The following is a 13,350-nucleotide window of genomic DNA, read 5'->3' on the forward strand; positions in this document are numbered from 1 at the left end:
TAAACTTTGAAGGCTGCCAAACTCTCACCATCACACATTAAAAATTGTTATCAATTTATAACAGCCATGTTACCCGTCTCAAAAGCAATGCCTCCCCCGTCTGCTATGCTTTTTTGTTAAGTCCATCATGATTTTTCCAGAAGTGTGAACTAACGCACTCAGCTAACGCTTTTATTTCCAAGGAGTAATCATTTATGAACCAGCTAGACGGCATCAAAAAATTCACCACAGTGGTTGCAGACAGCGGCGATATCGAGTCGATTCGCCACTATCAGCCGGAGGATGCGACCACCAACCCTTCGCTGCTGCTCAAAGCGGCCGGGCTTGCCCATTTTAGCCATCTGATTGATGACGCCATTGCCTACGGTAAACAGCGCGGTAAAACGCAGGAGCAGCAGGTCGCCGAAGCCAGCGACAAGCTGGCGGTTAATTTTGGTGCAGAAATTCTGAAAAGCATTCCGGGACGCGTCTCGACCGAAGTCGATGCCCGCCTCTCATTTGATAAAGAAAAAAGCATTAATAAGGCACGTCGTCTGGTCGAGCTCTACCAGGATCAGGGCATCGATAAATCACGCATTCTGATCAAGCTCGCCTCCACCTGGGAAGGCATCCGCGCGGCAGAGGTGCTGGAAAAAGAGGGTATCCACTGCAACCTGACGCTGCTGTTCTCGTTTGCCCAGGCGCGCGCCTGCGCGGAAGCGGGCGTGTTCCTCGTCTCGCCGTTTGTCGGGCGCATCTACGACTGGTATCAGGCAAAACAGCCGATGGATCCGTACGTGGTGGATGAGGATCCGGGCGTGAAATCGGTCCGTAACATCTACGACTACTACAAACAGCACCGCTACGAAACCATCGTGATGGGGGCCAGCTTCCGCCGTACCGAGCAGATCCTCGCCCTGGCAGGCTGTGACCGTCTGACCATCTCCCCTAACCTGCTCCAGGAGCTACAGGATAAAGAAGAGACGGTGATCCGTAAGCTGGTGCCCACCTCCACCGTTCTGCCAAAACCGAAAACCATGACCGAGGCGGAGTTCCGCTGGGAGCACAACCAGGACGCGATGGCTGTGGAAAAACTGGCGGAAGGTATCCGCCTGTTCGCCGTCGACCAGCGCAAACTTGAAGACCTTCTCGCCGCCAAACTTTAACCTTGCCACGGAGTGAACTATGTCCCGTAAAGAGCTCGCCAATGCCATCCGCGCCCTCAGCATGGATGCCGTGCAGAAAGCCAATTCCGGCCACCCCGGCGCACCGATGGGCATGGCCGATATTGCCGAAGTGCTGTGGAATGACTTCCTGAAGCACAACCCGAATGACCCCACCTGGTACGATCGCGACCGCTTTATTCTCTCCAACGGTCACGCCTCAATGCTGCTCTACAGCCTGCTGCACCTTTCCGGCTACGATCTGCCGCTTGAGGAGCTGAAAAACTTCCGCCAGCTGCACTCCAAAACGCCGGGGCACCCGGAGATTGGCTATACGCCGGGCGTGGAGACCACCACCGGGCCGCTCGGTCAGGGGCTGGCCAATGCGGTTGGGCTGGCGATTGCCGAACGTACGCTGGCGGCGCAGTTTAACCAGCCGGACCACGAGATTGTCGATCACTACACCTACGTGTTTATGGGTGACGGCTGCCTGATGGAGGGGATCTCCCACGAGGTCTGCTCGCTGGCAGGCACGCTGGGGCTCGGCAAGCTGATCGGGTTCTACGATCACAACGGCATCTCCATCGACGGGGAGACCGAGGGCTGGTTTACCGACGACACGGCAAAACGCTTCGAGGCCTACCACTGGCACGTGGTGCATGAGATTGACGGTCACGACCCTGAGGCGGTGAAAAAAGCGATTCAGGAAGCGCAGAGCGTGAAGGACAAACCGTCCCTGATTATCTGCCGCACGGTCATCGGCTTCGGCTCGCCGAACAAGGCGGGCAAAGAGGAGGCGCACGGTGCGGCGCTGGGCGAGGAGGAAGTGGCGCTGACCCGGCAGAAGCTGGGCTGGAAATACCCGCCGTTTGAGATCCCAAAAGAGATCTATAGAGCCTGGGATGCCCGTGAAGACGGTGAGAAAGCCCAGCACGCCTGGAATGAGAAGTTTGCCGCTTATAAAAAAGCGCACCCGGAGCTGGCCGCCGAGTTCTCCCGCCGCATGAGCGGCGGTCTGCCGGAAGACTGGGACGATAAAACCCAGGCGCTGATTGAAAACCTGCAGTCCAACCCGGCGAAGATCGCCACCCGTAAGGCGTCGCAAAATACCCTGAACGCAATCGGCCCTATTCTGCCCGAACTGCTCGGCGGCTCGGCGGACCTGGCACCAAGCAACCTGACGATCTGGTCCGGCTCAAAATCGCTGAAAGAGGACATTGCCGGGAACTATATCCACTACGGCGTGCGCGAATTCGGGATGACCGCGATCGCCAACGGCATCGCCCATCACGGTGGGTTTGTGCCGTACACCGCCACCTTCCTGATGTTCGTCGAGTACGCCCGTAACGCGGCGCGCATGGCGGCGCTGATGAAGGCGCGGCAGATTATGGTCTATACCCACGACTCCATCGGTCTGGGAGAAGACGGCCCCACCCACCAGGCGGTTGAACAGCTGGCTAGCCTGCGCCTGACGCCAAACTTCAGCACCTGGCGTCCGTGCGATCAGGTCGAAGCGGCAGTGGGCTGGAAGCTGGCGGTAGAACGCCATAACGGTCCAACGGCATTAATTCTGTCACGCCAGAATCTGGCGCAGATTGAGCGTACCCCGGAGCAGGTGAAAAACATCGCCCGCGGCGGCTATATTCTGAAGGACAGCGGCGGCAAGCCGGACGTGATCCTGATTGCGACCGGTTCCGAGGTGGAAATCACGGTGAAAGCGGCGGAAAAACTGACCGCCGAAGGCCACACGGTGCGCGTGGTATCCCTGCCTTCTACGGATATTTTTGACGCTCAGGACGAGGCGTACCGGGAGTCGGTGCTGCCCTCTAACGTCGCGGCGCGCGTGGCGGTGGAGGCCGGTATCGCCGACTACTGGTACAAGTATGTCGGGCTCAAAGGGGCGATTGTGGGCATGCGAGGCTACGGTGAATCCGCCCCTGCCGATAAGCTGTTCCCGTACTTCGGCTTTACCGTTGAGAACGTGGTGGAGAAGGCGCTGAGCGTGCTGTAGTGCGGTCTGCGTTGCCGGGTGGCGCTGTCGCTTACCCGGCCTGGAAAATCGGGTGGCTTTGCCACCCTTTTTTATACTACCCGGACACCCGCCGCCATCGCCCGCTCCGGCGTTAACAACACGCTTTCGCTGGCGTCATCGGTTTCCGCGCAGAGCAGCATGCATTCAGACGTTTCGCCGCGCATCTTCGCTTTCGCCAGATTACACAGCACCACCACCGTTTTTCCCATAAGCTCTTCTTCCCGGTAATACGGCACCAGGCTGGTGACGGTTTGCAGCGTTTTTCCGCCCACATCAATCTGCGCGATATAGAGTTTGTCTGCGTTGGCGTGGCGCTTAACGTCCACAATCGTCCCCACGCGGATCTCCAGCTTTGCAAAGTCATCGTAAGCTATCGTGTCCATGCTCTCTCCTTGGTAAAGTTTTACTAAATACTAGCACGCTATTTGCCGGAAGCAATGGGCAGGATATTTAGTAAAAACGGATGCATGTCCTGATTCATCCTTTACAATGGGTCATCACGTGGGGGAATAAGGACAAACATGGCTACGCTCAAAGACATCGCGACGGAGGCTGGCGTTTCGCTGGCGACGGTATCCCGGGTTTTAAACGATGACCCAACGTTGAACGTAAAAGAAGAGACCAAGCACCGCATTCTGGAGATTGCGGAAAAGCTGGAATACAAAAGCACAACGTCCCGCAAAATGCAGTCTGCCGCGGTGGGTCAGCAGCACATTCTGGCGCTCTACAGCTACCAGCAAGAGCTGGAGATTAACGACCCTTACTACCTTGCCATCCGCCACGGTATTGAGACACAGTGTGAAAAGCTGGGCGTCGAGCTGAGCAACTGTTACGCCAATGCCACCCTGCCAGAGAGTAAAAAACTTACCGGCGTACTGATTGTGGGCAAGCCCTCTTCAGCCGTCCTGCGCGCTGCAACTGCGTTAACGGACAACGTCTGCTTTATCGATTTTCACGAGCCCGGCAGCGCGTTCGATTCCGTCGACATTGACCTCTCGCGCATCAGCAAGCAGATCGTTGATTTCTTCATTGATCAGGGCGTTAAGCGCATTGGCTTTATCGGTGGGGAAGATGAGCCCGGCAAAGCCGATATCCGCGAAGCCGCTTTTGTCGAGTATGGTCGCCTGAAAGGGGTGGTGTCAGAACAGGATATCTGGCGCGGCGGTTTTTCCAGCTCATCCGGATACGAACTGGCAAAAACCATGCTAGCTCAGACAAGCTGGCCTACCGCCCTGTTTGTGGCCTCTGATTCGATAGCCATCGGCGTCTTGCGCGCTATCCACGAAAAAGGGCTGGCGATCCCGGAGGACATTTCGCTCATCAGCGTGAACGATATCCCGACCGCCCGCTTCACCTTCCCGCCGCTCTCTACCGTACGCATCCACTCGGAAATGATGGGCAGCCAGGGGGTTAACCTGCTGCTGGAAAAAGCCCGCGATGGCCGGACGCTGCCGCTTCAGGTTTTCGTGCCGAGCGTGCTGAAACTGCGCGGCACCACCCGCTAATTCCCCTCGTTTAACACACTGCCGGGCATGCCCGGCATTTTTTTATTTCGTGATCGAGTTAAAGCAAATCAATTTTACTGATTTTATTTAGTAAAATATTTACTAAAATCTCCAGCAATGATGTTTACCCCCTACAGGGAGATCGCATGAATCGCTGGGAAAATATTCAACTCACGCATGAGAACCGGCTTCCGCCGCGAGCGTACTTCTTCTCATACGACACCGTCGCGCAGGCTCGCACCTTTGCCCGCGAGGCCAGCAGCCACTTTCTGTCTCTGAGCGGTAAGTGGAACTTTCGCTTTTTCACCCACCCCCTTCTGGTACCGGAAAACTTTACCTCTGAGTATATGGCCGACTGGGGCGACATTACCGTACCCGCCATGTGGCAGATGGAAGGGCACGGCCAGCTGCAGTACACCGACGAAGGCTTCCCCTTCCCGGTCGACGTGCCGTGGGTGCCTACAGACAATCCGACCGGGGCGTATCAGCGCCACTTCACGCTATCGGACGGCTGGCAGGGGAAGCAGACCCTCATCAAGTTTGACGGCGTCGAAACGTATTTCGAAGTCTACGTGAATGGTCACTACATTGGCTTTAGCAAGGGCAGCCGGCTGACCGCCGAGTTTGATATCAGCCACGCGGTGCACGGCGGGCAAAACCTGCTGTGCGTGCGGGTGCTGCAGTGGGCGGATTCGACCTACATTGAGGATCAGGACATGTGGTGGACGGCCGGCATTTTCCGCGACGTCTATCTGATCGGCAAAAATCCCACTCACGTGCGCGACCTCACGATCAAAACCACCTTCGACGAGGCATGGAAAGACGCCACCCTCTTCTGTCAGCTTGAGCTGGAAAACCTGGCCCCGCACGCATCCGCCGTGTCGCTGGAGTATGCCCTGTATGATGGCGAAGCAGCGATCCATCAGGGCACCACCGACGGCCTGACCGTGACCCGCAGCGCGGAAACCGCCTTTAGCATTGAGGTCAAACAGCCTCAGCAGTGGTCTGCGGAATCGCCCTACCTCTACCATCTGGTCGTAACGCTCAAAGATGAACACGGACAGACGCTGGAGGTTATCCCTCAGCGCATTGGGTTCCGCGACATCAAGGTGCGAGACGGCCTGTTCTACGTGAACAACCGCTACCTGAAGCTGCACGGCGTAAACCGTCACGACAACGATCACCAGAAAGGCCGCGCCGTGGGCATGGATCGCGTCGAGCGCGACCTGATCCTGATGAAGCAGCACAACATCAATTCAGTGCGCACCGCCCACTACCCCAACGATCCGCGCTTCTACGAGCTGTGCGACCTCTACGGCCTGTTCGTGATGGCGGAGACGGATGTGGAATCCCACGGCTTTGCCAACGTCGGCGACCTGAGCCGCATCACGGACGATCCGGTGTGGGAACATGTCTACGTTGAGCGCATCGAGCGCCATATTCACGCCCAGAAAAACCACCCTTCCATCATCATCTGGTCGCTTGGAAACGAGTCCGGCTACGGCTGCAATATTCGCGCCATGGCCCGGGCTGCAAAGGCGCTGGATGACACGCGCCTGCTGCATTACGAAGAAGATCGCGACGCCGAGGTGGTGGATATCATCTCCACCATGTACACCCGCGTGCCGCTGATGAATTTGTTCGGCGAGTATCCCCACGCCAAACCGCGCATTATCTGCGAATACGCCCACGCGATGGGCAACGGCCCGGGCGGGTTGACGGAATATCAAAACGTCTTCGATCGCCACGACTGTATTCAGGGCCACTACGTCTGGGAGTGGTGCGACCACGGTATTCAGGCGGCAGATGCCAGCGGCAATACGTATTACGCCTACGGCGGCGACTTTGGTGACTACCCGAATAACTACAACTTCTGCCTCGACGGACTGATCTACTCCGATCAAACGCCGGGTCCGGGCCTGCGTGAATATAAGCAGGTGATTGCCCCGGTCAAACTTCGCTGGCAGAACGGCGAGCTGCACGTTGAAAACCGCTTCTGGTTCACCAGCCTGGATGATTACACCCTGCTCGTTGAGGTGCGTGCCGAAGGTGAAACCCTGCACAGCCAGCCGCTGACAATTTCCGGGCTGGCCCCCAACAGCACCCGCAGCGTGAGCCTGAACCTGCCCGAACTCGACGAGCGCGAAGCGTTCCTGACCGTGCGCATCAGCAAAAACAGCCGCACGCGCTACAGCGAAGCGGGGCACGAGATTGCGGTGTATCAGTTCCCGCTAAAAGCGTGCACGGCTCACGCCACGCCGTTTAGTAACGCTAACGCGACACCGCTGCGGCTGGCAGAAGACCGTCTGAACTGTACCGTGATCGGGCATAACTTCCGCGCACGCTTCTCAAAAGTGACGGGGAAACTCTGCTCCTGGCTGGTTAACGGTGAGGAAAACATCACCCGTGAACCAAAGATTAACTTTTTCAAACCGATGATTGATAACCACAAGCAGGAGTATGAGGGGCTGTGGCAACCCAACCATCTGCAGATTATGCAGGAGCACCTGCGCGGTTTTGAGGTCGAGCAGCAGGACGATGCGATCGTCATTACCACCCGCACGCTGATTGCCCCGCCGGTGTTTGATTTTGGCATGCGCTGTAGCTATCGCTGGCGCATTGCCGCCGACGGGCAAATTAACGTTGAGCTGAGCGGTGAACGCTACGGTGATTACCCGCACATTATCCCGTGCATCGGCTTTACCCTCGGCATCAACGGCGAATTCGACCAGGTAAGCTACTACGGACGCGGACCCGGTGAGAACTACCCGGACAGCCAGCAGGCCAGCACCATAGACCTGTGGCACACCACGGTGGACGAAATGTTCGAAAACTACCCGTTCCCGCAGAACAACGGCAACCGTCAGCAGGTGCGCTGGGCAACGCTCGCCAGCCGTCACGGCAGCGGCCTGCTGGTAGTGCCTGAACAGCCGATTCACCTCAGCGCCTGGCGCTACACGGCAGAGAACATCCACGTCGCGCAGCACTGCAACGAACTGCGTCGCAGCGAGGACATCACCCTCAATCTCGACCATCAGGTACTGGGCTTAGGCTCTAACTCCTGGGGAAGCGAAGTGCTGGATACATGGCGCGTCTGGTTCAGGCCGTTCCGCTACGGCTTCACCCTGCTCCCGCTGGAAGGCGGACACACCGCCGCGCAGGCACTGGCGCGCCATCGGTTCGGCAGCGGTTTCTTCTCCATGAATTCGCACAGCGAGGCAGAAAAATGATCGTTCTCGACAGCCTGGAACAGTTCCAGCAGCGTTATCGCACGGGCCGCAAATGGCAGCGCTGCACAGAGGCCATTAATAACATCGACCACATCCAGCCCGGCGTTGCCCACTCGATTGGCGACTCTCTGGCCTACCGCGTGACCCATGATGCCAGCACCGACGCGCTGTTCGTCGGCCATCGCCGCTATTTCGAGGTCCATTACTACCTACAGGGCGCGCAGAAAATTGAGTACGCCGCAAAAGACGCCCTTCAGCTTGTGGAGTGCTACCGGGATGAAACCGACCGCGAATACCTGAAAGGCGTGGGCCATACCGAACAGGTGCGGGAGGGACAGATCGTGATATGTGAAAACCACGAGGCGTATCGCTTTATCAGCGAAACGCCAGCCAAAAAAGTCGTCCTCTATGTGACCATCGAAGACGGTTATTTCCATAACAAATAAAAAATCCAGCGGTGCCAATGAAGCACCGCTATCCTCCTCGTACCCGGAGATAGGTTATGTCTGAAACTACCAAGCGTAATACCATCGGCAAATTCGGCCTGCTGTCGCTGACGTTTGCCGCCGTATTCAGTTTTAACAACGTGATTAATAACAACATCGAGCTGGGGCTGGCCTCCGCGCCGATGTTCTTTTTAGCCACCCTGTTCTACTTTATTCCTTTCTGCTTAATCATCGCGGAGTTTGTCTCCCTGAATAAAAACTCCGAAGCGGGCGTGTACGCCTGGGTGAAAAGCTCGCTGGGCGGGCGCTGGGCGTTTATTACCGCCTACACCTACTGGTTCGTGAACCTGTTTTTCTTCACCTCGTTATTACCGCGCGTCATCGCCTACGCCTCTTACGCCTTTTTGGGCTATGAGTACATTCTTACGCCGTTTGCCACCACGGTACTGAGCATGGTGCTGTTCGCCTTCTCGACCTGGGTGTCCACCAACGGGGCGAAGATGCTGGGGCCGATCACGTCGGTGACCTCAACGCTCATGCTGCTGTTGACCCTCTCCTATATTCTTCTGGCCGGCGCGGCGCTGGTGGGCGGCGTGCAGCCAGCCGACCCGATTACCGTTGACGCGATGATCCCCAACTTCAACTGGGCCTTCCTCGGCATCACCACCTGGATATTTATGGCCGCCGGGGGCGCAGAGTCCGTTGCGGTATACGTTAACGACGTGAAGGGCGGGTCAAAATCCTTCGTCAGGGTGATCATTCTGGCGGGGATTTTCATCGGCGTGCTCTACTCCATCTCCTCGGTGCTGATTAACGTCTTTATCAGCAGCAAAGAGCTGAAATTCACCGGTGGTTCGGTACAGGTGTTCCACGGCCTGGCGGTATGGTTTGGCCTGCCGGAAGTGCTGATGAACCGCTTCGTCGGCCTGGTCTCCTTTACCGCGATGTTCGGCTCCCTGCTGATGTGGACGGCAACCCCGGTCAAAATCTTCTTCTCTGAGATCCCAAGCGGCATCTTTGGGCCAAAAACCGTGGCGCTGAACGAGAACGGCGTACCGGCGCGGGCGGCGTGGATCCAGTATCTGATCGTCATTCCGCTCATGATTATCCCAACCATGGGGTCGAACACCGCGCAGGAGCTGATGAATACCGTCATCAACATGACCGCGGCCGCGTCAATGTTACCGCCGCTGTTCATCATGCTGGCCTACCTGAACCTGCGCCGTAAGCTCGATCATCTCCCGCGCGACTTCAAAATGGGCTCACGCACCACGGGCATGGTGGTGGTGTCGATGCTGATTGTGATTTTTGCCATCGGCTTTGTGGCCTCAACTTTCCCCACCGGTGCCAATATTCTGACGATTATTTTCTATAACGTCGGTGGCATTGTGTTATTCCTCGGATTTGCCTGGTGGAAATACAGCAAATACGTCAAGGGATTATCAAAAGAACAACAACAAACAGAAGCGTCACCTGCCTCAAATCTTCACTAACGCTGAAGGCATGGATATTTTTCACTGGGATGAGTGCATGAAAATTAAAGAGAAAACAATTGGGGCACTCGCTGCCCTCTCTTTCTGCTGCCCGGCATTTGCCGCAGAAGAAGCCCGACCCGCTGAACATGACGATACCCGAACCCCGGAAATTACCTCTCCGTCGTTTCGTTTTTATGGCGAGCTGGGGGTTGGCGGATATATGGATTTAGAAGGTCAGAATAAACATAAATACAGTGACGGCACCTACATTGAGAGCGGTCTGGAAATGAAATACGGGCACTGGTTCGGCCTGATTTACGGCGAGGGCTGGACCGTACAGGCTGACCATCAGGGGAACGCCTGGGTGCCCGACCACAGCTGGGGCGGATTCGAAGGTGGGCTTAACCGCTTTTACGGCGGCTACAAAACCGACGGCAACACCGAGATCATGCTCAGCCTGCGTCAGGACTCCTCCCTTGATGACCTGCAGTGGTGGGGAGATTTCACGCCCGATCTGGGCTACGTGATCCCCAACACTCGCGACATTATGTACGCGCTCAAGGTACAAAACCTCTCCGGGAACCTGCGCTACAGCGTCACCGCCACGCCTGCGGGGCACCATGACGAGAGCAAAGCCTGGCTGCATTTTGGTAAATACGATCGCTATGACGATAAGTATACCTATCCGGCGATGGCGAACGGCTATATCCAGTATGACATCGTCAAAGATGTCACCTGGATGAACGGACTTGAGGTCACCGACGGCACGGGACAACTGTTTCTGACCGGCATTCTGTCGCCCAACCTTGCAGCGCGCGCCTGGCATCACACCGGACGCGCCAGCGGCAAGGACGTCTCAGGGACTGAAACCGGCTATATGGTCAGCGCCATGGTTGAAGCGTTAAAAGGCGTCTATCTCTCCACCGCTTACAGCTACGCAAAGCATCGCCCGGACAATGCCGCCGATGAAACGACCTCGTTTATGCAGTTCGGTATCTGGTATGAGTACGGCGATGGACGCTTTGCCACCGCAGCCGACAGCCGCTTTTACATGAAAAATGCCTCCGGCGACCCGAGCGACCAGGTCTTCCTGATGCAATACGTCTACTGGTAAAAGGATCTTCCGATATGAAACTCAGCCTTACACCGCTGGCCTGCGCGCTGGCGCTCAGCTTTTCGGCTCACGCCACCGCTCCTGCTGATTTTAAAAACGTCATCAACCGTACCGGTGCTCCGGAATACATGCACGATTTCGACGCTGACGACCACCAGCGGTTTAATCCCTTTTTCGATTTGGGTGCCTGGCATGGTCATTTGCTGCCGAACGGGCCGCAGACCCAGGGAGGATTTCCCGGCGTAGCACTGCTCACCGAAGAGTACATTAACTTTATGGCGACCAATTTCGATCGCCTGAATGTGTATCAGAACGGCAAAAAAATCGATTTTACCCTTGAGGCTTACAGCCTTCCCGGCGCGCTGGTGCAAAAGCTGATCGCGAAAGATGTGCAGATCGTGATGACGCTGCGCTTTGCCACCGCGCGCACCTCGCTGCTGGAGACCCGCATCACCAGCAAGGCACCGCTGGAACTGGTGTGGGACGGCGAACTGCTGGAAAAGCTGGAGGCCAAAGAGGGCAAACCGCTGTCGGATAAGACCATCGACGGCGCGTATCCGGATTACCAGCGCAGGCTGGTCCCCACCCGTGACGGCCTGAAAGTGACCTTTGGCAAAGTGCGCTCCACCTGGGATCTTCTGACCTCCGGCAGTTCCGAATATCAGGTGCATAAATCCCTCCCCGTCGAGACCACCGTCGACGGGCATCGCTTTACCAGCCGGGCACACATTACCGGCAGCACCACGCTGTATACCACCTACTCCCATCTGCTGAATGCCGATGAGGTGAAGCGCGAGCAGGTGCAGATCCGCGATATTCTGGCGCGCCCGGCCGCTTATATGACGGCCTCGCAGCAGCGCTGGGAGGGCTATTTGCAGAAAGGGTTAACTAACCCTAACGCCACGCCAGAGCAAACCCGCGTGGCGGTGAAGGCCATCGAGACGCTGAACGGCAACTGGCGTTCGCCGGGCGGCGCGATACGCTATAACACGGTGACGCCATCCGTCACCGGACGGTGGTTCTCCGGCAACCAGACCTGGCCGTGGGATACCTGGAAACAGGCGTTTGCCATGTCGCATTTCAACCCGGATATCGCCAAAGAGAACATTCGCGCGGTCTTCTCCTGGCAAATCAAACCCGACGATCCGGTACGCCCGCAGGATGCCGGCTTTGTGCCGGATCTCATCGCCTGGAACCTGAGCCCGGAACGCGGCGGCGACGGCGGCAACTGGAATGAGCGCAATACTAAACCGAGCCTGGCAGCGTGGTCGGTGATGGAGGTATATAACACCACGCAGGATAAAGCCTGGCTGGCAGAAATGTACCCTAAACTGGTGGCCTACCACGACTGGTGGCTGCGCAACCGCGACCATAACGGCAACGGCGTGCCGGAGTACGGCGCGACCCGTGACAAAGCCCATAACACCGCCAGCGGGGAGATGCTCTTTACGGTCAAAAAAGGCGATAAAGAGGAATCGCTTTCCGGCCTGAACAACTATGCCCGGGTGATCGACAAGGGCCATTACGACAGTCTGGAGATCCCGGCGCAGGTTGCGGCCTCGTGGGAATCAGGCCGCGATGACGCCGCCGTATTCGGTTTTATCGATAAAGCCCAGCTGGATAACTATGTCGAAAACGGCGGCAAGCGCAGCGACTGGACGGTAAAGTTTGCTGAAAATCGCGATAACGAGGGCAAGCTGCTGGGCTATTCGCTGCTGCAGGAGTCCGTCGACCAGGCGAGCTACATGTACAGCGATAATCACTATCTGGCGCAGATGGCGAGCCTGCTGGGTAAAGAGCAGGAGGCCAGCCGCTACCGCCAGCTGGCGGATAAGCTCGCGACCTACATCAATACCTGTATGTTCGACGCGAAAAGCGGTTTTTACTATGACATCCGTATCGAGGATAAACCGCTGGCGAACGGCTGTGCGGGCAAGCCTATCGTCGAGCGCGGTAAAGGACCGGAAGGCTGGTCGCCGCTGTTTAACGGTGCGGCAACGCAGGCGCATGCGGATGCCGTGGTGAAGGTGATGCTGGATCCGAAAGAGTTCAACACGTATGTGCCGCTCGGGACTGCCGCGCTAACCAACCCGGCCTTTGGTCCGGATATCTACTGGCGAGGCCGGGTGTGGGTCGACCAGTTCTGGTTTGGGCTGAAAGGGATGGAACGCTATGGCTACCGGGAGCAGGCTCAAACGCTGGCAGAAAACTTCTTTAAGCACGCGAAGGGGTTAACGTCCGACGGCCCGATTCAGGAAAACTACAACCCGCTGACCGGCGCGCAGCAGGGCGCGCCTAACTTTTCCTGGAGCGCGGCGCATCTTTACATGCTGTATAACGACTTTTTCCGTAAACAGTAACGAGGGTGCGGTCTGCTTTGCCGGGTGGCGCTTACCCGGCAGAAAA

The 13,350-nt window shown here is 57.1% G+C and carries 9 protein-coding genes; 8 read left to right on the plus strand and 1 reads right to left on the minus strand.

All coding sequences use genetic code 11. The features are described 5' to 3' along the window. Positions 1 to 194: 194 nt before the first annotated feature. Both tal and tkt read left to right on the plus strand, forming a co-directional pair. The gene (tal, locus tag AC0TN7_RS10315; RefSeq protein WP_024907585.1) at positions 195 to 1,145 is read left to right on the plus strand and encodes a transaldolase; all 951 of its coding nucleotides are present in this window, start codon (positions 195 to 197) and stop codon (positions 1,143 to 1,145) included. A 19-nt stretch (positions 1,146 to 1,164) separates the two neighbouring features. Continuing rightward, positions 1,165 to 3,153 carry a transketolase gene (tkt, locus tag AC0TN7_RS10320; protein WP_463727071.1) on the plus strand — a complete coding sequence of 663 codons (1,989 nt, stop codon included), beginning with the start codon at positions 1,165 to 1,167 and terminating at the stop codon, positions 3,151 to 3,153. Positions 3,154 to 3,224: 71 nt separating this feature from the next. Here tkt and AC0TN7_RS10325 read toward each other — a convergent pair whose 3' ends face one another. Further along, complete coding sequence (locus tag AC0TN7_RS10325) at positions 3,225 to 3,557, minus strand: tRNA-binding protein (protein WP_024907583.1); 333 nt, start codon at positions 3,555 to 3,557, stop codon at positions 3,225 to 3,227. Positions 3,558 to 3,695: 138 nt separating this feature from the next. Here AC0TN7_RS10325 and ebgR point away from each other — a divergent pair, with 138 nt between their 5' ends. The 6 genes from ebgR to ygjK all read left to right on the plus strand — a co-directional run bounded on the left by ebgR (position 3,696) and on the right by ygjK (position 13,304). Beyond that, positions 3,696 to 4,679 (plus strand): transcriptional regulator EbgR, encoded by a 984-nt coding sequence (gene ebgR, locus AC0TN7_RS10330; RefSeq protein ID WP_048989340.1) that lies wholly within the window; start codon positions 3,696 to 3,698, stop codon positions 4,677 to 4,679. Between the two features lie 146 nt (positions 4,680 to 4,825). Beyond that, positions 4,826 to 7,909 (plus strand): beta-galactosidase subunit alpha, encoded by a 3,084-nt coding sequence (gene ebgA / locus AC0TN7_RS10335; protein WP_463727070.1) that lies wholly within the window; start codon positions 4,826 to 4,828, stop codon positions 7,907 to 7,909. Then, a complete protein-coding gene (locus tag AC0TN7_RS10340; RefSeq protein WP_032646754.1) occupies positions 7,906 to 8,355 on the plus strand; it encodes a beta-galactosidase subunit beta in 450 nt (149 codons plus the stop codon). Before ebgA ends, AC0TN7_RS10340 begins: the two co-directional genes overlap by 4 nt. A 56-nt stretch (positions 8,356 to 8,411) precedes the next feature. Then, entirely contained in the window at positions 8,412 to 9,848 is a 1,437-nt protein-coding gene (locus AC0TN7_RS10345; RefSeq protein WP_024907579.1) for an amino acid permease, read from the plus strand. 37 nt (positions 9,849 to 9,885) lie between these two features. Continuing rightward, a complete protein-coding gene (gene ygjJ / locus AC0TN7_RS10350; RefSeq protein ID WP_024907578.1) occupies positions 9,886 to 10,944 on the plus strand; it encodes a protein YgjJ in 1,059 nt (352 codons plus the stop codon). 14 nt (positions 10,945 to 10,958) lie between these two features. Next, the gene (ygjK, locus tag AC0TN7_RS10355) at positions 10,959 to 13,304 is read left to right on the plus strand and encodes an alpha-glucosidase (RefSeq protein WP_024907577.1); all 2,346 of its coding nucleotides are present in this window, start codon (positions 10,959 to 10,961) and stop codon (positions 13,302 to 13,304) included. The last annotated feature ends 46 nt before the right edge of the window (positions 13,305 to 13,350 follow it).

This window comes from Enterobacter sp. PL_is511, from assembly GCF_055816065.1.

Coding starts and splice junctions, on each gene's coding strand:
- AC0TN7_RS10345 (WP_024907579.1), top strand. CDS start 8,412: ATGTCTGAAACTACCAAGCGTAATACCATCGGCAAATTCGGCCTGCTG.
- tal (WP_024907585.1), top strand. CDS start 195: ATGAACCAGCTAGACGGCATCAAAAAATTCACCACAGTGGTTGCAGAC.
- ebgA (WP_463727070.1), top strand. CDS start 4,826: ATGAATCGCTGGGAAAATATTCAACTCACGCATGAGAACCGGCTTCCG.
- ebgR (WP_048989340.1), top strand. CDS start 3,696: ATGGCTACGCTCAAAGACATCGCGACGGAGGCTGGCGTTTCGCTGGCG.
- AC0TN7_RS10340 (WP_032646754.1), top strand. CDS start 7,906: ATGATCGTTCTCGACAGCCTGGAACAGTTCCAGCAGCGTTATCGCACG.
- tkt (WP_463727071.1), top strand. CDS start 1,165: ATGTCCCGTAAAGAGCTCGCCAATGCCATCCGCGCCCTCAGCATGGAT.
- ygjK (WP_024907577.1), top strand. CDS start 10,959: ATGAAACTCAGCCTTACACCGCTGGCCTGCGCGCTGGCGCTCAGCTTT.
- ygjJ (WP_024907578.1), top strand. CDS start 9,886: ATGAAAATTAAAGAGAAAACAATTGGGGCACTCGCTGCCCTCTCTTTC.
- AC0TN7_RS10325 (WP_024907583.1), bottom strand. CDS start 3,557: ATGGACACGATAGCTTACGATGACTTTGCAAAGCTGGAGATCCGCGTG.